Annotated in this window: 18 protein-coding genes and 1 pseudogene; 6 read left to right on the top strand and 13 right to left on the bottom strand. The window is 70.9% G+C overall.

The features are described from left to right. The 4 genes and pseudogenes from GWI24_RS17355 to ppdK form a co-directional block, all read left to right on the top strand. Positions 1-1379, top strand: a pseudogene (locus GWI24_RS17355) (caspase family protein); the annotation flags it as partial. A gap of 15 nt (positions 1380-1394) precedes the next feature. Next, positions 1395-2357: a MoxR family ATPase gene (locus GWI24_RS17350; RefSeq protein WP_210946859.1), complete on the top strand. Its 963-nt coding sequence runs from the start codon at positions 1395-1397 to the stop codon at positions 2355-2357. Continuing rightward, a complete protein-coding gene (locus tag GWI24_RS17345; RefSeq protein WP_210946858.1) occupies positions 2354-5866 on the top strand; it encodes an SAV_2336 N-terminal domain-related protein in 3513 nt (1170 codons plus the stop codon). Before GWI24_RS17350 ends, GWI24_RS17345 begins: the two co-directional genes overlap by 4 nt. 558 nt (positions 5867-6424) lie before the next feature. Next, positions 6425-9151, top strand: a complete 2727-nt coding sequence (gene ppdK / locus GWI24_RS17340; protein WP_210946857.1) for a pyruvate, phosphate dikinase — start codon at positions 6425-6427, stop codon at positions 9149-9151. A 138-nt stretch (positions 9152-9289) separates the two neighbouring features. Here ppdK and GWI24_RS17335 read toward each other — a convergent pair whose 3' ends face one another. The 7 genes from GWI24_RS17335 to GWI24_RS17305 form a co-directional block, all read right to left on the bottom strand. Next, positions 9290-9607, bottom strand: a complete 318-nt coding sequence (locus GWI24_RS17335) for a DUF6087 family protein (RefSeq protein WP_210946856.1) — start codon at positions 9605-9607, stop codon at positions 9290-9292. A 75-nt stretch (positions 9608-9682) separates the two neighbouring features. Then, positions 9683-10813, bottom strand: a complete 1131-nt coding sequence (locus GWI24_RS17330) for a methyltransferase domain-containing protein (protein WP_210946855.1) — start codon at positions 10811-10813, stop codon at positions 9683-9685. After that, positions 10813-11778 carry an ATP-grasp ribosomal peptide maturase gene (tgmB, locus tag GWI24_RS17325; protein WP_210946854.1) on the bottom strand — a complete coding sequence of 322 codons (966 nt, stop codon included), beginning with the start codon at positions 11776-11778 and terminating at the stop codon, positions 10813-10815. Before tgmB ends, GWI24_RS17330 begins: the two co-directional genes overlap by 1 nt. Beyond that, positions 11778-12074: a putative ATP-grasp-modified RiPP gene (tgmA, locus tag GWI24_RS17320; RefSeq protein ID WP_210946853.1), complete on the bottom strand. Its 297-nt coding sequence runs from the start codon at positions 12072-12074 to the stop codon at positions 11778-11780. Before tgmA ends, tgmB begins: the two co-directional genes overlap by 1 nt. 50 nt (positions 12075-12124) lie before the next feature. Then, entirely contained in the window at positions 12125-12316 is a 192-nt protein-coding gene (locus tag GWI24_RS17315) for a hypothetical protein (RefSeq protein ID WP_210946852.1), read from the bottom strand. Then, positions 12313-12909, bottom strand: a complete 597-nt coding sequence (locus tag GWI24_RS17310) for a hypothetical protein (RefSeq protein WP_210946851.1) — start codon at positions 12907-12909, stop codon at positions 12313-12315. The genes GWI24_RS17315 and GWI24_RS17310 overlap by 4 nt, the downstream gene beginning before the upstream one ends. 102 nt (positions 12910-13011) lie before the next feature. Further along, complete coding sequence (locus GWI24_RS17305; protein ID WP_210946850.1) at positions 13012-14208, bottom strand: helix-turn-helix domain-containing protein; 1197 nt, start codon at positions 14206-14208, stop codon at positions 13012-13014. A gap of 503 nt (positions 14209-14711) precedes the next feature. Here GWI24_RS17305 and GWI24_RS17300 point away from each other — a divergent pair. Beyond that, the gene (locus tag GWI24_RS17300) at positions 14712-15785 is read left to right on the top strand and encodes a helix-turn-helix transcriptional regulator (protein ID WP_210946849.1); all 1074 of its coding nucleotides are present in this window, start codon (positions 14712-14714) and stop codon (positions 15783-15785) included. Here GWI24_RS17300 and GWI24_RS17295 read toward each other — a convergent pair. Then, positions 15771-17297 carry an APC family permease gene (locus tag GWI24_RS17295; protein WP_210946848.1) on the bottom strand — a complete coding sequence of 509 codons (1527 nt, stop codon included), beginning with the start codon at positions 17295-17297 and terminating at the stop codon, positions 15771-15773. The two genes, GWI24_RS17300 and GWI24_RS17295, sit on opposite strands and share 15 nt — an antisense overlap. 179 nt (positions 17298-17476) lie before the next feature. Next, on the bottom strand, positions 17477-18622 hold the full coding sequence (locus GWI24_RS17290) for an aminotransferase class V-fold PLP-dependent enzyme (protein ID WP_210946847.1): 1146 nt from the start codon (positions 18620-18622) through the stop codon (positions 17477-17479). Between the two features lie 181 nt (positions 18623-18803). Between GWI24_RS17290 and GWI24_RS17285 the strand changes: the two genes are divergently transcribed. Beyond that, complete coding sequence (locus GWI24_RS17285) at positions 18804-19502, top strand: FadR/GntR family transcriptional regulator (RefSeq protein WP_210946846.1); 699 nt, start codon at positions 18804-18806, stop codon at positions 19500-19502. A 50-nt stretch (positions 19503-19552) separates the two neighbouring features. Here the strand turns inward: GWI24_RS17285 and GWI24_RS17280 are convergent, their stop codons facing one another. From GWI24_RS17280 to pcaC, 4 genes are all read right to left on the bottom strand, one after another. Further along, positions 19553-20440, bottom strand: coding sequence for a carbohydrate ABC transporter permease (locus GWI24_RS17280; RefSeq protein WP_210946845.1), 888 nt, complete (start codon positions 20438-20440; stop codon positions 19553-19555). Further along, positions 20440-21366 carry a carbohydrate ABC transporter permease gene (locus GWI24_RS17275; RefSeq protein ID WP_210946844.1) on the bottom strand — a complete coding sequence of 309 codons (927 nt, stop codon included), beginning with the start codon at positions 21364-21366 and terminating at the stop codon, positions 20440-20442. The genes GWI24_RS17280 and GWI24_RS17275 overlap by 1 nt, the downstream gene beginning before the upstream one ends. Continuing rightward, entirely contained in the window at positions 21366-22631 is a 1266-nt protein-coding gene (locus GWI24_RS17270) for an ABC transporter substrate-binding protein (RefSeq protein WP_210946843.1), read from the bottom strand. Before GWI24_RS17270 ends, GWI24_RS17275 begins: the two co-directional genes overlap by 1 nt. Before the next feature lie 156 nt (positions 22632-22787). Further along, on the bottom strand, positions 22788-23318 hold a 531-nt coding region (pcaC, locus tag GWI24_RS17265), incomplete at its 5' end, for a 4-carboxymuconolactone decarboxylase (protein ID WP_210946842.1).

The following is a 23318-nucleotide window of genomic DNA, read 5'->3' as shown; positions in this document are numbered from 1 at the left end:
TGCTCGGGCCGGATCCGGCCGGATCGGCGGCATCGGCGGCCAGGGTCGCCGCCCGGCTCTCCGAGCAGTTCACCACCGACCCGCCCACCACGACGCCTCCCTTGGCGGAGGAACTGGTCGACTGGGCGCTGGAGAACCCGCACGGCACCGTCACCCTTCTCGCCGAGCTGAGCGCACGGGCCCCGGCACAGGCCCCGGTCCGCACGGAGATCCGCAAGGCGTGCCACGTCCTGCAGAACCAGTGGCTGACCCGCGCCGAGTACGCGGAGCTGGTCGGGCTGCTGGAGCGGCTGGGGCAGCGGGGGCGGTGCGACTTCGCCGAGGTCGCCCGCGAGAAGTACCCCACCATCGCCCTCTCGTCCCTCGGTCCGACCGCGCTGGTCGACGACCTCGAAGCCCTGCTGCTGCCCCCGCCGAAGCAACTCCCGCAGCTGCTACGCGTCGTGGAGCACTTCGCCGCGCTCTGCGGGGGAGCGGTCGCGGGCGAACTGCAGGCGTGGTCGCTGGAGTGCGCGAAGCGAATCGATCTCGAGGGCCAGCTGCACGAACGGCGCGGCGAAGCGCAGGAGCACGCCCGGCGCGTACAAGCCGACCCGGACACCGTCACGGACCAGGGGGCACCTCCCAGCGGTAGCTGGGGGAGCATCCAGATACGGCTCCACGCACCGAGCGAGGACGGGCAGCGGCGCGCCTATGAGGTCTGGTCGCGGCGTGGTGACAGCGTCAACTCCCTGGTGAAGGAGGACACCCCCGCCTCGTTGGAGGAGATACAGCGTGGCCTCGACCACCTCCTGAGCAACCATGCCCGCACCCATGACACGCTCGTGGAGTTCTTTGTGACCCCCACCGACCTGGAACTGGCCGTGCATCGCTGGCAGCTCGACGCCGAGGGGCGCCTGGAGCGCTCGCTCGGCACGGACTATCCGGTCGTCGTGCGCTGCACCGAACTCCGGGAGCACCAGCGGCATCTGTGGGAGCGGCGCTGGGAGAAGGCCGCTACGGCCGGTGTCGAGGATCTGCACTGGCTGCCCGCGCACTATGACACGTTCAAGCAGGTCAATGGCGACCTCCAGGGTCGGGAGGACGTTCCGGGCGTGGTGATGACTTCCCCGGTGCGGGCTCGTGCGGAGGTCTTCAACGCCTGTCTGTTCGGCGGAGTGCCCGTCCTCATCTGGCATGGCGAGGCGGAGGGAGCCGCCGCGCAGGCCGAGTTGAAGACCCTGCTCCGCACCGAACGGCTGCGGTCCCTGCCTCAGCATCTACGCAAACTCCGGTCGGCGAGCGAGGCCGATGAGAGCCACCACGGCAGGCATATCGCCCTCCTGTGGGACGATCCGCACCGCCCGCTCCCCGACCAACTCGACCTGTCCGCACCCTGAGGAGAGACGAAGAAGATGGCACAGGACTGGAGGCTCTTCCAGGGCGGCGACACCCGGCCCCACAAGGTGGAGACCTGGCCCGCCGCCCCGCCGTGGCGGCGCTTCGGCGATGACGCTCGGCGCCGGGACAGGAAGCGGCCGCTGCCGTATCTGATCTCCGACGAGGACCGCGACGTCGTCAACATGGCGCTGCACCTCCACCGCCCGCTGCTGGTCACCGGCCGCCCCGGCACCGGCAAGTCGACCCTGGCCCACGCCATCGCCCGTGAGCTGATGCTGGGCGAGGTACTGCACTGGCCGGTCAACAGCCGCTCCACGCTCACCGAGGGCCTCTACTCGTACGACGCGGTGGGCAGGCTGCGCGAAGCCTCCCTCAAGCGGCGCGCCGACGAGACCGCCGGGACCGAGCCGGACATCGGCGACTATCTGCGGCTCGGCGCGCTCGGCACCGCGCTGCTCCCGGCGGCCAAACCGCGGGTGCTGCTCGTGGACGAGCTCGACAAAGGCGATGTCGACCTGCCCAATGACCTCCTTACGGTCTTCGAGGAGGGCGAGTTCGAGATTCCGGAGCTGGCCCGCCTGGGGGAGGGGAAGACGGTCCAGGTGCAGTACGCCGGCTCCCGGGAGAAGATCGGGATCACCAGCGGCTGGGTCAGCTGCTCCGTCTTCCCCGTCGTCGTCATCACCAGCAACGGCGAGCGCGAGTTCCCCCCGGCGTTTCTGCGCCGCTGCGTCCGGCTCGACCTCAAGCAGCCCGACGAGGCGCAGCTCCGGAGAATCGTCACCATGCATCTGGGCGAGGAGGTCGGCGCACGGGCCCAGGAGCTGATCGCCGACTTCGTGTCCCGGCGCAACGAGCGGGAGCTGGCCACCGACCAGCTGCTCAACGCGGTCCGGCTGCGCTCCTCCGGGGTGCGGGTCGACCAGGACGTCCTCGACAAGCTGTTCCGCTCGCTGAACGAAGTCGACGCGCAATGATCGAGCGGCTGTGCGCCCTGCTGGAGGACGCGGGGGTCGAGCTCTCCGAGGTGGAGCTGCGCGACGTCCTGTGGTTCGCCGCCACCACCGCCCCGGCGCGGGGCGAAGGGGACGGCGACGAACCGCCGCCGTCCCGGCGTTCCGCCGCTCCCGCCTCCGGCGCGGCCGACGGCGAGGACGAGGCGAAGGGCGCCCAGCGGCAGCTCCCCGGGGCACTCACCCCCGGCGGACCCGAGCCAGGACCCCTCGTCCCCGCCGGGCTCTACGCCCCCGGCGCCGCCCGCCCCGCGGCGGCCCGCCCGGCGCGTGCCGTCGGCGTCCGGGGCGTCCGGGCGCTCCCCGGGACGCGTCGGCTGTCCCGCGCCCTGCGGCCGCTGCGGCGCAGCGTGCCGTCCCGCACGTCCTTCTGCGTCGACGAGACCGCCACCGCCGAGTGGATCGCCGAGACCGGTCTGCCGGACGTGGTGCTGCGCCCCCGCCCGGAGCGCTGGCTGAGCGTCGCGCTCATCGTGGACGACGGCCCGTCGATGGTGCTGTGGCAGCAGCTCGCCGCCGAGGTGCGCGGACTGCTGGAGCGTCAGGGCGCCTTCCGTTCCGTACGGACCTACGGCCTGGACAGCGCCCATGAGGACCGACCGGTGCTCAGGGCGCGCCCGTACGCCCCCGGCGCCCCGCGCCGCACCGCCCGCCAGCTCACCGACACCTCCGGCCGCACCGTGATGCTGGTCCTCTCGGACGGGGTGGGCCCGGGGTGGCGCGGCGGCGCGATTCCGCGCCTGCTGCGCCGCTGGGCCCGCCACTCGCCGGTGGCGGTGCTCCAGCCGCTGCCCGCGCGGATGTGGCCGGAGCGCGGTATGCCCACCCAGCGGCTGCTGGTCGACGCGGGCGGCCGCGAGGGCGCGCCGGGCCGCGCGCTGTCGGTGCGCCATCCGGTGCTGCCGCGCGGCCTGGTGTTGTACGACGGCACGACACCGGTGCCCGTGCTGGAGCTGGCCGAGGGCGAGCTGGGCACCTGGGCGGCGCTCACCGGTACGGGTGGCGGCGGAGAGCCGCTGCCGGTGATGCTGCTGGACGGTGCCGAGAAGCCGGTGGCCGCGCGGGCCACGGCCCATGTCCCCGAGCCGACGGCCGAGGAGCGGCTGCGCCGCTTCCGGGGTGCCGCCTCGCCCGAGGCCCAGCGCCTGGCCGGGGCGCTGGCCACGGTCCATCCGCTGACGCTGCCGGTGATGCGGCTGATCCACCAGGCGGGCGCGGGCCGTGGGGAGCGCTTCCACCCGGCGCAGCTGGCCGAGGTGTTCCTGGGCGGGCTGCTGCGCAGGCGGGAGGGGAGCGCGGAGGAGTACGAGTTCCACCCCGGCGTCGCGGATCTGCTGCTGGACGCGGTCCGGACGTCGGACGCGCTGGAGACGGCGGCGCAGGTCACCGAGTTCCTGCTGCACCGCCAGGGCAGCGGCCCCGAGTTCCGCGCCCGGCTCTCGGGCGACCATGGGGACTCCCGCGTCGCCGAGGAGGCCCTTCCGTTCGCGGCGGCGTCACCGGAGCTGCTGTCGCGGCTGGGGCTGCTGGAGGACGCGGCGGAGGAGGAGCCGCCGGAGCGGGAGGAGGCCGTGCAGCAGCCGCCCGAGGCCCCCCCGTTCCCGCCGAGCGATGTCCCGCCCCGGTCCTACGCCTCTGAGCGGGTCCAGCCGCTGATGATCGCGCTGGTGCGGCGGATCGCGGCGGATGACCGGTTGCCGAGGTCGGTGAGCTATCAGGTCGACCAGGTGCTGGACAACGCCGATGAGCGGAACGAGGAATCCGGCTGGTGGGGTGTGCGGCTTCTACCCAACCTGGCCTATCAGCTGGTCGAGGCCGGATGGCGGGCCTACGCCGATGAGCTGAAGGAGGCGGCGCGGGAGCAGATCGCGTGGCTGAGGTCTGCCGATGATCTCGAATCCCGGAATCTCCGTGGGCATTTGGCGCTCACCCTGAACAAGCTCGGGGAGCACGACGAGGCGGAGCGCGAACTGCGGGCGGTGGTCGCGGTCTCGGCGCGGGTGCACGGCGAGGAGCACGACTACACGCTCTTCGCCCGTGACTACCTCGTGGACCTGCTGTACGACGCCGGGCGGCTGGAGGCGGCGGCGGAGGAGTGCCACACGCTGCTCGAGGCGTGGGAGCGGCGGGAAGGCACCGATCATCGGTCACACCTCCTGGCCAAGCGTCAGGTACACGGGCGTGTGTTGCTGGACCTCGCGCGCGTGGAGGAGGCCGCGCGGGAGTTCGGGAGCGTGGCCGCCGGCTGGCGGGAGCTGGACGGCCCCACGCACGTCGCTACCGTGACCGCACGGGTCTGGCTGGCTGCCGCGCTGCGCACGCTCGGGCTGTACGACGAGGCCGAGGCCGAGGTGAGGTCGGCGGTCGAGGAGTGCCGCTCGGCGGAGTCGGACGTGGACAACGCGCTGCTGACGGCGGAGTACGGCCTCGGCGAGATCCTGGACACCAGGCAGCGCAACGAAGAGGCCGAGGCGCTGTGGCGGGAGTTGGTCGAGCGGACCTCCGCGAGCCTGAAGCCGTGGAACTGGCGGATCCGCCGTGCGCGTCGCAACCGCATTCACCGGCTGCGCGCCCTGGGCCGGTATTCCGAGGCGGAGGCCGAGCTCGACACGCTGGTGGAGGAGTCGGTCGCCGCCATCGGGGAGTGGCACGAGGAAACGTTCACCGCACTGCGTCTACGAGCGGCGCTCCTTGACGATCAGCGGCGGTACGACGAAGCGCAGGCGGCCTACCGCGAGCTTGCGGAGCGGCAGACCGCCGTTCTGGGGGCGGAGCATGACAGCACCCTCACCACCCGGCGGTATCTGGCCAGCAGCATGGGGATGGCCGGGCGGCACGAGGAGGCGCTGGAGGAGTTCACTCAAGTGCTTCAGGGCCGGATCCGCGTGCTCGGAACGGATGCCCTGCCGACGCTGGCGACGCGCTACTACCGTGCCGGGATCCTGATGGACCTCGGGCGCGTGGAAGAGGCCGAGGAGGAATATCGCGTGACCATGGAGGCGGAGGCCCGAGTGAGGGGGCGGGACGATCCGAGCGCGCTGAGGACGCAGCTCCAACTGGCCCACCTGCTGCGCGACCAGAAGCGTTACGAGGAGTCCGAGCTCTTGTTCCGCCAGGTGGTCGAGGGGCGCGTCCGGGTTCTGGGCGCCGAGGCCAAGGAGACGTTGGGCGCCCGGCACAGCCTGGGCAATGTGCTCAACAAGCTGGGCCGGTTCGCCGAGGCCGAGACGGAGATCCGGGAAACGCTCACGGCCCGGCAGCGCGTCCTGGGGCCGGAGCACGTCAACACCCTCTGGACCCGCCACAACCTCGGCATCACCCTCAAGGGCCTCGGCCGCCTCGACGAGGCGGAGGCCGAATGGCGGGCCGTGCTCGAGATCTGCGAGCGCGTCCTGGGCGACGAGCACAACTGCACCGTGAAGACCCGCGAGGCCCTCGCCGGATTGCGGGAGCCCGGGGACGACCAGTCCTGAAATATGGCGCGATTCGTTCGCTGAGGACGGCGGGCCCCGGCCCCCTGATGCGGAGAGGGGCCGTATCAGGAGACCGCGGAGGAGTTGCCGCTCGGCATCCGCAGAGGTGGTCGGCCACCCTTCTCGGCGTGTCGCTCATCTGAGCGCGACCCCTCTCGTTGTATCCAAAAGGCGAGACAATGGGCCGTGGCGAGGCGTGATTCTCGCCACTCTGATCGGGCCTTCGCTCAGATGAGCGGCGACTGAGGAGTGAACCGGAGGCTTCCCGCTGTGCTCACCTCTCCAATGCGTGGCACTCAGTGCCACCAACTTGATGTTCGACACCTCGAACCATCGGTTACGTATAGTGAAATTCCAAGCGTCCACTACGGGCGGAGGGTGGGTGTTTGTTCGAGGCTTGAAGGCAACTCGTAAGAGCCTCGTTCGGGCGCCGCACTTTCGAACACGTGGCAGGCGGGTGGTTACAGCCGTATGACGGTGGAGTGGACCTGCTCAGGGGCCTTTGATCTGGGTACGCTCCCCGCCGTCAGGGCAGCCGAGCCGAGGAGATCGAGTCCCGTGCCGGAAACACAAGATCAGCAGAAGTTCGTTTACGACTTCACCGAGGGCAACAAGGATCTCAAGGACCTGCTCGGCGGGAAGGGAGCCAATCTCGCCGAGATGACCAATCTCGGTCTCCCCGTGCCACCGGGCTTCACCATCACCACCGAGGCCTGCAAGGTCTACCTGGACAGCGGTGCGGAGCCCCCGGCCCTGCGCGACGAGGTGAGTGCGCACCTCGACGCCCTCGAAGCGAAGATGGGCAAGAAGCTCGGCCAGGCGGACGATCCCCTCCTCGTATCCGTACGGTCCGGCGCCAAGTTCTCGATGCCCGGGATGATGGACACCGTCCTCAACATCGGCCTCTCGGACCAGTCCGTGGCCGGGCTTGCCGCGCAGGCGGGTGACGACCGGTTCGCCTGGGACTCCTACCGGCGCCTCATCCAGATGTTCGGCAAGACCGTGCTCGGCGTGGACGGCGACCTCTTCGAGGAGGCCATCGAGCAGGCCAAGCACGCCAAGGGCGTCACCGTCGACGTGGACCTCGACGCCGCCGACCTCAAGAAGCTGGTCGGCGAGTTCAAGGAGATCGTCGCCAAGGAGACCGGCCGGGGCTTCCCGCAGGAGCCGCGCGAGCAGATGGACCTCGCCGTACGAGCCGTGTTCGACTCCTGGAACGGCGACCGCGCCAAGCTCTACCGCCGCCAGGAGCGCATCCCCCACGACCTCGGCACCGCGGTCAACATCTGCTCCATGGTCTTCGGCAACCTCGGCCCCGACTCGGGCACCGGCGTCGCCTTCACCCGTGACCCGGCCAGCGGCCACCAGGGCGTCTACGGCGACTACCTGCAGAACGCCCAGGGCGAGGACGTGGTCGCGGGCATCCGCAACACGGTGCCCCTCGCGGACCTCGAGCAGATCGACCAGCGGTCCTACGACCAGCTGATGCAGATCATGGAAACCCTCGAGACGCACTACAAGGACCTGTGCGACATCGAGTTCACCATCGAGCGCGGCAAGCTGTGGATGCTGCAGACCCGCGTCGGCAAGCGCACCGCGGGGGCCGCCTTCCGGATCGCCACCCAGCTGGTCGACCAGGGGCTGATCGACGAGGCCGAGGCGCTGCGCCGGGTCAACGGGGCGCAGCTCGCGCAGCTGATGTTCCCGCGCTTCGACGACGAGGTCGCCTCCGGCGACACCGTCCAGAAGATCGGCCGGGGCATCGCCGCGTCCCCGGGCGCCGCCGTCGGCAAGGCCGTCTTCGACTCGTACACCGCCGTCAAATGGTCGCGCTCGGGCGAGAAGGTCATCCTCATCCGCCGCGAGACCAACCCCGACGACCTCGACGGCATGATCGCCGCGGAGGGCATTCTGACCTCGCGCGGCGGCAAGACCTCACACGCCGCCGTCGTCGCCCGCGGCATGGGCAAGACCTGTGTGTGCGGCGCCGAGGAGCTCGAAGTCGACACCAAGCGGCGCCGGATGACGGTGCCCGGCCGGGACGGCAAGGACGAGATCGTGATCGAGGAGGGCGACGTCGTCTCGATCGACGGCTCCTCCGGCAAGGTCTACCTCGGCGAGGTCCCGGTTGTGCCCTCGCCGGTCGTGGAGTACTTCGAGGGCCGGATGCACGCGGGCGCCGACGAGGCCGACGAACTGGTGGGCGCGGTGCACCGGATCATGGCGTACGCGGACCGAGTACGCCGTCTGCGGGTGAGGGCCAACGCGGACAACGCCGAGGACGCCGCCCGCGCCCGCCGGTTCGGTGCCCAGGGCATCGGCCTGTGCCGCACCGAGCACATGTTCCTCGGCGAGCGCCGCGAGATGGTCGAGCGGCTGATCCTCGCCCACACCGAAGAGGAGCGCGACGCCGCGCTCGGTGAGCTGCTGCCGCTGCAGAAGAGCGACTTCGTCGAGCTCTTCGAGGCGATGGACGGGCTGCCCGTCACCGTCCGGCTGCTCGATCCGCCACTGCACGAGTTCCTGCCCGACATCACCGAGCTGTCGGTGCGCGTCGCGCTCGCCGAGTCCCGCAAGGACCACAACGAGAACGACCTGCGGCTGCTCCAGGCCGTGCACCGGCTCCATGAGCAGAACCCGATGCTGGGCCTGCGCGGCGTACGCCTCGGACTCGTCATTCCCGGTCTGTTCGCCATGCAGGTACGGGCCATCGCCGAGGCCGCCGCCGCGCGCCGGGCCGCCAAGGGCGACCCCCGCGCCGAGATCATGATTCCGCTGGTCGGCACGGTCCAGGAGCTGGAGATCGTCCGCGAGGAGGCCGAGCGGGTCATCGCGGAGGTCGAGCAGGCCCGGGGCGTGGACCTCAAGCTCACCCTCGGCACCATGATCGAGCTGCCGCGCGCCGCGCTGACCGCCGCTCAGATCGCCGAATCCGCCGACTTCTTCTCCTTCGGCACCAACGATCTCACCCAGACCGTCTGGGGCTTCTCCCGGGATGACGTCGAGGCCAGCTTCTTCACCGCCTACCTGGAGAAGGGCATCTTCGGCGTCAGCCCGTTCGAGACCATCGACAAGGACGGCGTCGGCTCCCTCGTCCGCGACGCCGCCCAGGCCGGCCGCGCCACCCGCCCCGATCTCAAGCTGGGCGTCTGCGGTGAGCACGGCGGCGACCCGGAGTCCGTCCACTTCTTCCACGAGGTGGGCCTGGACTACGTCTCCTGCTCCCCGTTCCGCATCCCCGTGGCCCGCCTGGAGGCCGGCCGGGCGGCGGCCAACGGCCGGTAAGTCCACCGGAGTCGGCGCCGGGAACACCCACCCTCACCCCCGGCATCGGCTCCGGATCTCAAAGGGGGCGGCACCTTGTGCGGAGGTGCCGCCCCCTCTTTTGCTGCCTGTTTCCAGCGCTTTGGACATGAGTGTGCGTCAGGGCCGGTGGAACCGTTCGGTCGGCCGCCATGGTTCGGGTAGTGGCGGCAGCTTGTCGAACGCCGGGAGGGAAACCCGCTCGGCCCGCGACACCGCGTCGTCGCCGATCTGGCCGGCGGCAGCCGTGAAGTCCTCGGCGACCCCGGCCGGGGCCCACTGCTGCCCGTCCCACTCCTGGATGCCGCGAGGAGCGTCAGGGTTGACGTGGGAACCCCGCTCCGGCTGGTCGCCGAGTGGGGTGATCCGCCGCTCCCCGCGCGTGGGGCGACGTCGGTCGCGGCGTGCTGCCCACTCCTCAAGAGGTTCGTCGTCCATGCGGGATGTTGCCCTCCTCGTTGGTTCCGCCCAGAGTGCCGGGTCGGCACCGTGGCCGGGAACCGGCCGCCGGGCTCACAGCGTTGTCGCCCAGCCCCCGCGCGACAGTGTGGTCTCGCCGTCAGGGGTGATGGTGACCTTCGCTCCGTACACCGGGAGTTCACCGTGCTCCAGCCACCGCCAACGGATCTGGTCGAGCAGGTCGTACAGGCGGCGCGGGCCGCCCTGGTGGACCGTCGCGGTGCGCTCGTCCGCCCCGGTGTGGGCGCGGGCCCAGGAGCCGTCAGCGTGCAGCATCCACGTCATGCGGCTGCCGTCGTCTCCGGTGCCTGTGCGGTGCTCGATACCGGGGGCGGTCAGCGAGAGCATCGACCAGACTTCCCACGCCTGCATGACGTCGAGGACGGGGAACGGCGACACGGTGACCGTCCCTTCGTCCGTGCTGGCTGTGGCGAACAGACCGTTCAGTGCGGGCGGGTAGTCGTCGCCGGCGCGGGTGGCCATGAACGATGCCCTGTCCCACTCGACGCGTCCGGTCGCGCCGCCGTCGTCGGTCTTGTCGGCGGTGATGATCAGGCCGGTGCCCGTGATGGTTGTGACGAGGCGTCCGCCGGGGGCCAGGGCGGTCAGCCACTGGGCGGGGACGCGGGGCATGGACACCATGGACACGATCCGGTCGTAGGTGCCGGGCAGTTCACGGTCGGCGTCGGCGGTGATGACCTTGGGGTGCCAGCCGGTCCGTGCGAGTCGTTCGGCCGCGGCCTGTGTCAGGTACGGGTCGACGTCCAGCGTCGTCACGAGGCCGTCGCCGAGCCGGTGACATGCCAGGGCGGCGCTGTAGCCGGAGCCGGTGGCCAGATCCAGCAGCCGCACGCCGGGGGTGAGACGGCCGTGCCGCAGCATCGTGACGACCAGGCCCGGCAGCGTGGAGGATGAGGTGGGAAGCCCGGTGACGGTCTGGCCGGGCTCAGCATGGTCGGCGTGCACGGCCCCGATGCGCGTGACCAGTGTGGTGTCCGAGTAGGCAGCCGTCGCCCATACCTCCTCGTCGGACGGGCCATCGACGGCGGTCCATCCGTGCGGGCCGGGAGTGAACCAGCGCTCGACCAGCAGGTGCCGGGGTGTCTCCCTGATCGGGGCCCACCAGCCCGATCCCGGGTGCGCGGTCTTGGCCGCGAGCGCGGCCGCGTAGGGCTTCCAGTCCATCAGGTGACTCCATGAAGGTCGTCGGCAATCGCTTCGGCGATCGGCAGGCCGGTCGCGCCTTGGATCCAGTCCCATTGGCCACACGGGTTGACCTCGAGGAACGTCCACCGCCCGGCGGGGCCCACGATGAAGTCTGCCGCGCCGTAGCGCAGTCGCAGCCGCTGCATCAGGCGCCGCATACCAGCGCCGACGGGTTCGGGCACCGAGGTCCTGGTGTAGGTCAGGCACCCGTAATCGCTGCGCCAGTCCTCATGTGCGGCTTCGCTGCCAGCATGGATGGCGGCGGCGAACATCCGCTCGCCGACCACCGTGAGACGCACCTCGTATGCCTTGCTGACCCACCTCTGGAACAGGTGCGCGGTGGTGTCGATCCCTCGAAGGTCGGTGAGATCCTCCGGACGCAGGCGCTGCGTATACACGGACTTGAGCCGGCCGTCCTCGATGAGCACAGGGGAGGCGACCGGCTTGCACACGATCTGCCCGCCGGTCTCGTTGGCGAAGGCCAGTACGTCCTCGGGACGATTCGTGATGAGGGTGGGCGGGATGATCAGCCCGCACGCGCGCGCGGCGGCCAGTTGCACGGGCTTGTACTCGGCGCGTGCCATGGCGGTCGGGTGGTTCACCCACCGGCACTCCAGCGCGGACAGCACACCGCCGACGCCCGCGCGGGCCTGAGCGGCGGCAAATCTCCACTCCGGTCCGGACATCCCTTCCGGGAGACGGAACGCCCCGGGGGCGCGGTAGTACACCGCGCCGACCCGGGACAGGTCCACCGTCCGCTGCTCGGTGGCGAGCTCGCCCGTCCACCCAGATGCCTGGTCGATCCGTCCGGCCAGGATGAGCCGCTGCGGGAAGTCGGCGGTGTCCATGCGGAACACCTCGATTCCGCGGCTCTCCAATGCGACGACGACCCGGTCTGTGGGCCAGTCGTCGGACGCTGCGACGATCAGGACGGGCCCCGGCATCAGTCCTTCGGCCCCTCGTCCAGCGGCGGTGGGTTCGTCGTCGAGCCGTCCGGCACGGTCGGCGTGTGGGTGTTCGCCATGCACGTCAGTAGGCCGCCGTCGTCGGACACGTTGACCTGGCGGTCGTGGTCGTAGACATGCGCCGGCACGCGGGCAGCCTGGGTTGAGTCGGGGACGCGGGCGAACCGCAGCGCCCACGGCCGGGTCTGCGGGCCGGACGACGCCTCCGTGCTGTAGGGCGTACGGCCTCCGGGCGGGGTGAGGGGGAACGCATCGCGGTTCAGAGCTGTTGCCAAGGTCTTCTCCAATCGGTTGTGGTGACGGGGCACGGCGCGACGGTGGTGCCTCACATGGCTTCCTCCGACCGGGCCTGCCGCGTGGCCTCCTCGTAGGCGCGCAGTAGCCGCTCCCCGGTCTCGCATTGAGCGCCGGGTGTCCGGCAGGACAGGCAGCCCGCCGCGTGTTCGATCGCCGCACGCCATGCCTCGTCGGCGAACGGATCCTTGGTCTCTTCGGCGCTCTGCTCGGGGGCCGTCATCGGGCCCTGCCCCGGTCGAGGGCTCGGCGCATGGCGGCGGCCTGGGTCATGGCGTCGCGCGGGTAGTCCCGGGCGTGGGTGGGGCAGGCATAGGTGGTCGCGCCGGCGACGCTGCCGGTGTGTTCGATGGCGACGGGGACGGGTTCGTCGGTGGGCAGTTGGCAGCGGTAGCAGAGCTGTCGGCCGTCCGGTGCCGGGCCGAGGACGTCGTCAACGGCCTGGCGCAGGGCGCGGGCCAGGTGTTGGGGGTCGGTCAGATACCGGTTCGGGCCCAGGGGGATCCGCCAGTGCGTCTGCTGCTCGGGCCCCCAGGAGGCGGGCGGTACGCCGAGGAGGGTGGTTTCGTCGGCGCGTGCGGTGAGGACGCGGATCTGGCGCATGCGCCAGCCGCGGGCGGTGTCGATGCCGATCAGCCAGTAGGTCTTGCCGTAGGCGCCGTCCTGGATGACGGCGCCGGATCGGTCGCCGAGCAGCTCCAGGGCGCGGTCCGCGACGGGGGTGGGCGCGGAGATGGCGTCCCACCATTCGCCCACCGGTAAGGGCTCGATGTCCTCGGCGTTCGGCGGTGTCCACGGCAGGGGTTTGGTCGTCATGGTCGGCTCCGTGCACGGTCTGTGTGCTGACCGTCACATCGTGCCGGGCTGGCACGGCGTCAAGTTGCACTCCGCTGTGCAACTTGTCGGTTACTGTCCGTGCTACAGGCCGATCCAGTTCGCGAACTCGGAGAGCTCGCTGCCGCGTGACCGTTCACGCGACCGCAGGGCGATGACCGTCTCGCGGGTCGTGGGGTGGTAGCGCGTCTGCTGCGGCGCCGTCCGGCGCGCCTTCTGGAGGCAGTTGAGTGCCTGCGCCGAATTCCCGGTCCATGCGTTTGCCCTGCCCAGGTCCAGCCAGTGATGGCCTGCCCGAGACCGGTCCCAGCGCTTGGGGAACCGCACGCCGTCCGCCAGTTGGACGGCCTGGTCGTACTCCTCCAGGTCGCAGGCGATCGCGACGGCGTGAACGCCGACGTTCGTCGGGCCCCAGCCCACGCCGTAGGCCGCGGTCTCGCCGGTTCGTCGGGCCAGTTCGCGGGCCTCGGTCACACGGGCCTCGACCTGATCCGGGTCCTTCATCCGGCCCGCGATCACAGCCGCCCGCAGCTGCAGGACACCGGCCATCGCGGCGAGGCCGTGCGGGCTCCGTGCGTCCTGGCCTTCCAGGTCCCGGAGAGTGCTGTCCACGACCCGCATGCCCAGGTCGTATCGGCTGGAGGAGAGAGTGGTCTGGGCACGCAGGTAGCCGTACATGGCGGAAAGGCCCGGTTCGTCGGCACGAGGCGCCGCCCAGTCCAGGCGTTGCAGGGCAACGGTGGCCAGGTCCACATATCCGAAGGACCAGGCCAGCGTGAAGACGCACCGGAACGCCCATGCCAGGCATTCGTGGGCCTGCCGCCGCTCCTCGCCGCCGGTGGTGTGGATGGCCTGCACGCATTCGTCGATGAGCGCCGGGAGGTCGACGGCCATCGGCAGATACTCGGCTTGCCGCCGCCGTACCAGGACCTTCTCCATGTCGGCACGGATGAGCGCGACCGGACGGGCAGGCACTTGCCAATCGAGGGGGATGTCCCAGTTCTCCATGCTGACCCGGATGGGCTGTATGACCTCGTCGAGCCGCTCGCGCCGAAGTTCCTGGAGGTAGGGCTGGCCGAGCAGATCCGAGGTGGTCACGCTGAGCGCGCGTGCGCAGGCCGCGATGAGCGATGGCGAGGCGGGCCGCTGGCCGCACTCGACCTTGGACAGCAGGGACTTCGAGACGTTGGCGCGCATGGCCAGACCTTGTTGGGTCAGGGAGCGCTCGCGGCGGGTGCGAGCGATGCGTGCGCCGGTGTGTTCCTCATTGCTCTGCGGCATGGTGAACTCCGTTCTGGCCTCGACACTCAGAACGGTACCCGCGGTCGGCGGCGCGGGTACGGCTGATCGGCCCCCATTTCGGTGAGGACCGTCGCGCCTCCTTGACATGCCTGTCGCCGACGTCCCGGACAGCACCCTCGCGGGGTCATCTCAAAGGGGGCGGCACCTTGTGCGAGGTGCCGCCCCCTCTCACTCCCCCCACGGGAGCTGTTGCCGCGCGCATCGGCTACGTGCGGCAACACAAGTGCCCAGTCGCCGTAATGTACTCGTCACCCCCCACGGGAACGAGCAAACTGGCTCTGAGCACCGCCTGTTGAATTCCGGACAGCCATCGGAGGGTTTTCCCGGTGGCCCCCGGCTTTCCTGGGGAACAGCTTTCCTCTTCCGGGCGCCGCGCCGCTCCCCGTTTCACATCTGGCTAAAAGGGCGTGGTGACTGACCGTGCCAGCGTGCATACTCATCGGTGATCGGGGGGCGGTCGTAATGGCACGTGTGGGGGTCTGGTGCTCCGTGTTCATTTCAGTGAACTCGATCTGGCCCGGCTGCGGATGGCGGTCCGCCCGGACGCACTCTGGGAAACCGTTTTAAGTTTCCATAGGTTGCGGGAGAACCGGGCCGAGACCGTATACGGGAAATGGCGTTCCGAGGCCCGAAACCGACTCAACGGCGAAGCGCGGCTGCTTGCGCCGCTCATTCCGTCGCGCGGCTATTTCCCGGACTTCCTGACACCCGCCGAAGGGGTAATCGGTTGCGATGCAGCGATGTCCGCGCTGCGCGCCATCTCGGGTGAGCGCTTGCACGCGGAGCTGGCCGGGCTTCCGGCGGGCCGGGCGCTCCCGGGGTGGATACGGGATCTGGCGCAGGGCGAGCGAAGATCGCTGGACCGGCTGATCAGCACGCTGCGCGCCTACCACCAGGCCGCCGTCGCCCCGTACTGGCCGCATATCCAGGCCCGGATCGAGGCCGACCGGGTGGCCCGGGGCCGCGCCCTGCTGGACGGGGGCGCCGACGGGCTGCTGGCCTCGTTGCCGCCGACGATGCGGTGGCGGGCGCCCGTGCTGGAGGTCGACTATCCGGTGGACCGCGATCTGTGGCTGCGGGGGCGGGGGTTGCTGCTGCTGCCGTCGTTCTTCTGCCGGGGGACGCCGGTGACCTTCCGGAACCCGGATCTGACGCCCGTTCTGGTCTACCCCGTCGAACACGCCCGGTGCGGTCTGATTCCCCGCCCCGAGCAGCGGCCCGCCGTGACGTCCGGGTCCGGGTCCGCCCAGACGCTCGGCAAGCTGGTCGGGCAGACCCGCTCGGCGGTGCTGCTGGAGGTCGGCGGCGGCTGTACGACCAGTGAACTCGCCCGCAGAGTGGGCGTATCGCTGGCCTCGGCCAGTCAGCACGCCAGTGTGCTGCGCGAGGCGGGCCTGGTGCACACCCTCCGCCAGGGCAGCGCCGTCCTGCACACGCTGACCCCGCTGGGGGCGGCGCTGCTGCGGGGCGGGGCGCCGGGGGAGCGCGTTTTCGGGGTACCGGCGGCGCTGCCGCCGGTCGCCACGAGCGGACGGGGGCCGTCAGGGCGCGGATGAGGCTTCCCGGCCCTCGGCCATGTCGTGATCCTCGGCCGTCCCCGGCGTGGCCCCGGTGGCCAGTTCGCCGGTGGCCACCTTGCTGTGCCGGCGGCCCCAGCAGAGGTAGATCAGCAGCCCGGCGGCCATCCAGCCCACGAACCGGGCCCAGGTGATCAGCGGCAGATTGCCCACCAGCAGCAGGCACAGCAGCACCGCGACGGCGGGGACGACCGGCACCCACGGGGTACGGAAGCCGCGCCGCAGGTCGGGGCGGGAGCGGCGCAGATAGACCACGCCGACGCAGACGACGATGAAGGAGGTCAGCATGCCGATGTTGCCCAGTTCGGCGAGGTCCCCGATGGGCAGCACCGCCGTCATGAACGCCACCAGCAGGCCCAGGGTCCAGGTGATCCGGCGCGGGCTGCGGGTGACCGGGTGGACATGGGAGAACCACTCGGGCAGCAGCCGGTCGCGGCTCATCGCGAGGAACACCCGGCTCTGCCCCAGCAGCATGATCATCACGACCGTGGTCAGCCCGCAGATCGCACCGATGCCCACGATCCGCACCGCCCAGTCCGCGCCCGCCGCCTTGAGGGCGCCGGTGATGGGGGCGGCGTTGTCCAGCTTGGAGTAGTGCTGCATCCCGGTCACGGTCAGCGCGACGGCCACATAGAGCACGGCGCAGACGGCCACGGTGGACAGCAGCGCGATGGGCAGGGTGCGCTGCGGCCGCTTGGCCTCCTCGGCGTTGCTGGCCATGATGTCGAAGCCGGAGTACGCGCCGAAGACGATCGCGCCACCGGTGAGGATCCCGGCCATGCCGAACGTGGCGTCCGCGCCCAGTCCTGCCCAGCCCAGCAGCGGCTGCTCCCACATGTCGCCGTCGCCGCCCACCGGTTGGGACGCCGGGATGAACGGCGACCAGTTGGCCGCGTCCACATGCGTCACCCCGATCGCCAGGAAGATGACGATGGCCACGAGCTTCACCACCGTCATCACCGTGTTGATCCGGGAGGTGGTGCGCACCCCGGAGGCCAGGATGGCGGTGAGCACCAGGATGACCAGCACGGCCGGGATGTTGACGGCCGCGTCCGGGCCGGAGACGGAGGCCGGGATGTGGATCCCGAACGTGGCCAGGAAGTCGGTGACGTACTGCGACCAGCCACTGGCCACCGCGCCCGCGCCCATCGTCATGTCGAGGATGAGGTCCCAGCCGATCAGCCAGGCCACCAGCTCCCCGAGCGAGACATACGCGAAGGTGTAGGCGCTGCCCGCCACCGGGACGGTGCTGGCGAACTCCATGTAGCACAGCGCCACCAGGGCGGTGGCGACCGCGCCGATGGTGTAGGAGAGCGCGATGCTCGGCCCGGCGTAGTTCGCGGCCGCCGTGCCGGTCAGCACGAAGATGCCCGCGCCGATGGTGACGCCGATGCCCATGAGGGTCAGCTGGAGCGGGCCCAGGGCCCGGGTCAGCCGGGTCTCCGGGCTGGCCGCGTCCTCGATGGTCGCTTCGATGGATTTGTTGCGCATGGCGGTGGTCACTCCTTAGCTGGCCCGTGCGTAAGCGCTCCGCGGGACGTGCCGCGAGGTGCGGTCGTTCATCCGCGGCTGTGTCGTGGCTGGCCGGGCCCACGCGGCGGAGCCGCATATCGACACAGCCCCGCGCCCCTTCGGGGCGCATCCGAACCGCACCGGACTTCTTCGAGGCCTTAGGCCCTGAGCAGCCCGGGGAGGTGCTCGGCCAGTCGTTCGTAGTCGGAGACGGTGTTGTAGAGATGGGCCGAGAGCCGCAGGAAGCCCCGGCCGTCCCAGGAGGTGATCGCGGTCTCGCAGCGGGTGTCGGCCGCGATCCGGCGCTGCAGCACATGCGAGGCCTCGTGGTCGGCCGCGAGCCCGGCGGGCAGCGGGATCAGCCGCATCGCCGGGGCCTCGCTGCCGCCGACGGCGGTCAGGTCCGCGCCCAGGGCGTCGGCCAGCAGCCCCTGGGCCACCTCGGCGAGCTTGGTCATCCGGGCGCGGGCGGCGTCCCAGCCGAACGTCTCCTCGATGAACTCCAGAGAGCGCGGCGCCGCGAGCCAGGCGGTGAAGTCCGAGGTGCCCTGGACGTCGAAGCGTCGCGGGAAGGGATCCGGGGTGCCCCAGGAGTCGGTGAGCGGCCACAGGTCCTGGGCACCGGGCCCGCGCGCCACCAGCGCCGCCGTACCGCGCGGCGCACAGCACCACTTGTGCAGATTGCCCACCCAGAAGTCGGCCGCCCCGGCCAGCCCGACCGGATCGGCCAGCATGCCGGGTGCGTGGGCGCCGTCCACCAGCACCTTCGCCCCGGCGGCGTGGGCGAGCCGGGCGATCTCCGCCACCGGGAAGATCCGGGCGGTGGCCGAGGTGATCTGGTCCACGACCACCAGCGCGGTGGCCTCGCTCAGCGCCCCCTCGAAGACGGCCGCGATCTCCTCGGCGGTCGCCTCCAGCGGGATGTGCAGCGTCCGCACCCGGGCGCCGGCCCGCTCGGCGGCCCGCGCCGTGCCCATCGCCACCGCGCCATAGGCGTGGTCGGTCAGCAGCACCTCGCCGCCGGGCGGCAGCGGCAGACAGCCCAGGACGGTGCTCACCCCGGCGCTGGCGTTGGCCACCAGGGCGGTGTACTCCGCCGGGACCCGCAGGAACCGCGCCACGGCGGCGCGCGCCCGGCCCACCCGCTCGGGCAGCTCCCGGAACCACGCGTCCGGGTTGGTCTCCATCTCGTCGCGCAGCGCCCGCTGGACCTCCTGGACGGTGCGCGGCACGGCGCCGAACGAGCCGTGGTTGAGATGGACGACCGAGGGATCGAGCGTCCAGTGCGACGACGGGGTGGTCATGGGTCCCTTCCTGGTTCTGGTCGGCCTTAGTTGTCCGATGACTTCTTCGAGCTTCCGGGAACCGTAAAGGGGCGAGACCGTTCCGAACAGGGGCTCGACGTAAATTGGGGGTAACGAAGCCGACCGGTAGCATGGAGTCATCTAATGACTCGGCCAGAGCTGGTCAGGAAGGGGTGGCGGAATGACCGCGACCGACGAGGCGGCGGACGGCCTCCGAGCCATGATCGCCAAGGGTGAGCTGGCGCCCGGGCGGCAGCTCCCCGCCGAGCCCGAGCTCTGCGCGCGGCTCGGCGTCTCGCGCGGATCGCTGCGCGAGGCGGTGCGCTCCCTTGCCGCCCTCGGGCTGCTGGAGTCCCGCCACGGCTCCGGCACCTTCGTATCGGCGCTGCGCCCCGGGCAGATGCTGGCCGGGTTCGCCGCCACCGTGGACGTCCTGCCGCTCGACGGGCTGCTGGAGCTGTTCGACGTCCGCCGCCCCCTGGAGGCCCAGGCCGCCGCGCTGGCCGCAGCCCGCGCCGACAAGCGGGTGGTCGCCCGGCTGCGCGAGGTGCAGAAGCGGCTGGCCGTCTCCGAGGACGAGACGGAACGGCACGCGCTGGACCGGGAGTTCCACTCCACCCTCTGCGAGGCGAGCGGCAACGAGGCGCTGGCCGCCCTCATCGATGTGCTGCGCGCCCGGGGCAGTCACTACAGCATCTACGGCGCCGCCGAGGCCGACACCATCCGGCTGGCCAGCGACCTCGGCCACGAGGCGCTGATCAACGCCATGGCCGCCCGCGATCCGGCGGCCGCCGCGGCGGCCGCCACCGCGCATCTGTCCCAGACGGAGGTCTGGCTGCGGCGGTACGCCCCGCTGCCGGACGACGGCCCGGCCCACTGACCGGCGTCTCGGCCGCCGCGTCCCGGGTGTCGCGTCCCGGGTGTCGCGTCTCAGTCGTCGATGCCCGTGCGCTCGACCCCCGCGACGATATAGCGCTGGAGCACCAGGAAGACCACCAGCAGCGGCACGATCGAGACCGCCGCCGCCACGAACAGCTCATGGAGGTTGACGGTCTGGGCGGTGGTGAACGTCGACAGCGCCACCTGCACCGTCCACGCGTCCCGGTCCTGGCCGATGACCAGCGGCCACAGGAAGGAGTTCCAGGCGCCGATGAAGACGATCGTGCCGACCGCCGCGAAGACCGGCCGGGAGTTCGGCACCACGACCCGCCAGTACGTACGCCAGTAGCCCAGCCCGTCCACCCGCGCCGCGTCCTCCAGCTCCCGGGGAAAGCCCAGGAAGTACTGGCGGAAGATGAACGCCGCGACCGCGCTGAACAGCGTGGGCACCACCAGACCGCGCAGCGTGGACACCCAGCCGAGCGAGCTGACCAGCACGAAGCTGGGCACGAAGGTGACCGCCGCCGGGACCATCAAGGTGCCCAGGATCCAGTAGAAGACCACATTGGCGTAGGCGTACGGGATGCGTGCCAGGCCGTACCCGGCGAGCGAGGCCAGCAGCAGGGTGCCCACGGTGGTGAGGACCGCGATCAGCGAGGAGTTGAGCAGCGCGTGCGCCATCGGCACATTGGGGTCGTCGAACAACTCGCTGACGTTGGACCAGTGCAGCTCGCCCGGGAAGAACGTCCACTCCGGCGAGGTGATGTCCGCCTCGCTCGACAGACCGTTGCGCACCAGCAGATAGAACGGGATCAGGAAGACCAGCGCGAGCGCGAGCAGCAGCACCAGCCGCACGGCGCGCCCCACGCCGACGAGGGCGTCCCGGACATCGCGGGTGTTCCGGCGCCGGACATCGCGCGACTTCGGGGGAGTGGGCATCAGTCCTCCTTCCGGCCCAGGCCGAACCAGCGGGCCTGCACCACCGTCACCACGGCGATGATCAGCGCCAGGATCACCGCGCCCGCACTGCCCAGGCCCAGGTTCTGCCCCTGGCCCAGCGCCGTGTAGTAGAGGTAGACCAGCGGCGGACGGGCGTAGGGCGGATAGCCGCGCGAGTCCGACAGCAGGTTGTAGAACTCGTCGAACGCCTGGAACGCGTTGATCACCAGCAGCAGCACCACCGCGACCGAGGTCGCCCGCAGCTGCGGAAAGGTGATGTGCCGGAACACCTGCCAGCCGGGCCGCGCCCCGTCCACGGCCGCCGCCTCGTACAGCCGCGGGGAGATGCGCTGCAGCCCGGCCAGGAACAGCACCATGTAGAACCCCGCCTGGAGCCACAGCCGTACGGTCACGATGACCAGCCAGTACCAGGGCGGCTCCGTGGTCGACAGCCAGGCGATCTGATCGGCGCCGAACCAGTCCAGCACGGTGTTGGCCAGCCCGAAGCGCACCCCGTTGAAGATCGACATCTTCCAGATCAGCGCCGCCACCACATACGAGCACGCCACCGGCAGGAAGAACACCGACCGGAAGAACGCCTGCGCCCAGCGCAGCCGGTTGACCATCAGCGCCAGCGCGAGCGAGAGCGCGTAGGTGGCCGGGACGATGAACGCCGTGAAGACCAGGAAGGTCACCAGGCTGCCGGTGAACGCGTCGTCGCCCAGCATCGCCGTGTAGTTGTCGAAGCCGACGAAGTCCGTGGGCGAGACGGTGTTGTGCGCGTCGAAGAAGCTGAGGTAGACGCTCCAGGCCAGCGGGACATACGTGAAGAGGGTCAGCCCCAGGACGAACGGGCCGACAAATATCCAGAACCACAGATGGCGGTTCTGCGGGCCCAGGAGCCCGCGGACGAACGTCCCCCGCATCAGCTCTTCTTCTTCACGCGGCGCAGCTCGGCCTCGGTCTTGCGGACCACCGACCGCAGCTCGCCGTCCGGATCGGCCCCGCCCTTGATGATCCGGCTCAGCGCGTCCTGGTAGGCCGTACGGCTCGCGGAGGTCCACAGCAGCGGTTCGGCATGGCCGTGGTCGGTGGCGTAGCGCACCGCCTCGCCGGCCGCGCCCTGCCGCAGCTTGGCCGCCTTCGTGGCGAGCGAGACCCGGGCCGGGATGTGGAAGCCGTAGCGGAGCGCGAAGTCCTCCTGGTAGTCGGTCCGTTCCACCCACAGCCACTTCACATACGCCTTCGCCAGCGCCTTGTCCCGGGCCCGGGCGCTGACCGCCGCCCCGTACGCGCCGACCGGCACCGCGGGCGCGCCGTGCGCCCCGTCCCGGGGGAACGGCAGCACCCCGAAGTCGTCCCCCAGCGCCTTCTTCACCTGCGGCAGCGCCCACAGCCCGGACCACTGCATGGCGGTGAGCCCCTGCGTGAACGCGGCCGGGTCCGACCAGTCGGAGGGCGCCCCGAGCAGCAGCGACTTCTCCGCGTAGAGCTGCCGCAGCTTGCCGAGCGTCCGGGCGGCGGCCGGGTCGTCGAAGCCGACCTCGCCGTCCTCGGTGACCAGCGTGAGCCCGGCGGCGTTGAGCGGCGTGCCGCTGAGGACACCGGGGCCGCCGTCATTGCCCAGGAAGAGCCCCTTGACGTCCTTGGTGGTCAGCTCCTTCGCCGCGTCGATCAGCGCGTCGAGGCTGCGCGGCGGCTCCACCCCCGCGGCCTCGAGCATGCTCTTGCGGTAGTAGAGCAGCTGGGTGTCGATGACCTGCGGTACGGCCCAGATCTTGCCCTGATACGTCTTCGGGGCGAGCACGGCCCGGTTGAAGTCGTCCTTGGCCTCGCTGAGGAGATCGGTGAGATCGACCACCTGACCGCCCTGGATCTGGTCCAGCGTCGGGCCGTTGACCTCGAAGACATCCGGGCCGGACTTCGTGAGCAGCGCGGCGGCGGTCTGCTGGTCGTAGTTGCCCGGCCGCCACTGCACCTTGACGTTCGCCTTCAGATACGCGTCGGCGTAGCGCCTGACGGCCTGTTCGGTGCCGGGCTCGCCGTACTGGTGGTACCACTGCTCGAGCACCGGCTGGCCGGCGTGGTCATCGCCGTCCCGCCCGGTGTTGGACCCGCAGGCGGAGGCGAGTGCCCCTGTGAGGGCCAGCCCTCCGCCCGCACCCAGCAGCCTTCGGCGGCTCATGGACATTGGCGTGCGCCCCCTCGTCTCCCGGCCTTGGTCTCCCGGCCTCGGTCTCTCGGACTCCCGGTCTCCCGGTCTCCCGGTCTCCCGGACTCCCGGACTCCGTACGACTCAACGATCAACGATGGAGGCGGATTACGACAGAGGTGTTGCGGAGGGATGTCACTTTTCGGTATCGGAATGTGACGCAGAGTCGACGTCGGTGTCGGGCCCGGTGTCCATGTCGTCGAAGACGCGCTGGGCGGTGGCGAAGGCCGAGTTGGCGGCCGGGACGCCGCAGTAGATCGCCGACTGGAGCAGCACCTCGCCGATCTCCTCACGGGTGAGGCCGTTGGTGAGCGCGGCCCGGATGTGCATGGCCAGTTCGGCGTCATGGCCGTGGGCGATCAGCGCGGTGAGAGTGATACAGCTGCGGGTCCGCCTGTCCAGCCCGTCGCCGGTCCAGATCTCACCCCAGGCGTAGCGGGTGATGAAGTCCTGGAAGCGGGCGGTGAACGGGGTCGTCCGGGCCACCGCCCGGTCCACGTGCGCGTCCCCGAGGACGGCCCGGCGCACCGCCGTTCCGGCGGCGTGGCGTGAGGCGTCGTCCCGTGGGGGTGCTGGGCTGTTGAGGTGGGCGAGCAGCGCCCCGGTGACCGCCTCCGGCCGCTCCACGCCCGCCAGATGCGCCGCCCCGGCGACCTCCAGCAGGCT

This window comes from Streptomyces sp. MK37H, from assembly GCF_018035285.1.
GTDB lineage: Bacteria > Actinomycetota > Actinomycetes > Streptomycetales > Streptomycetaceae > Streptomyces > Streptomyces endocoffeicus.
Note: the sequence above shows the minus strand (reverse complement) of the source record. Positions and strands in the feature narration are given on the sequence as shown.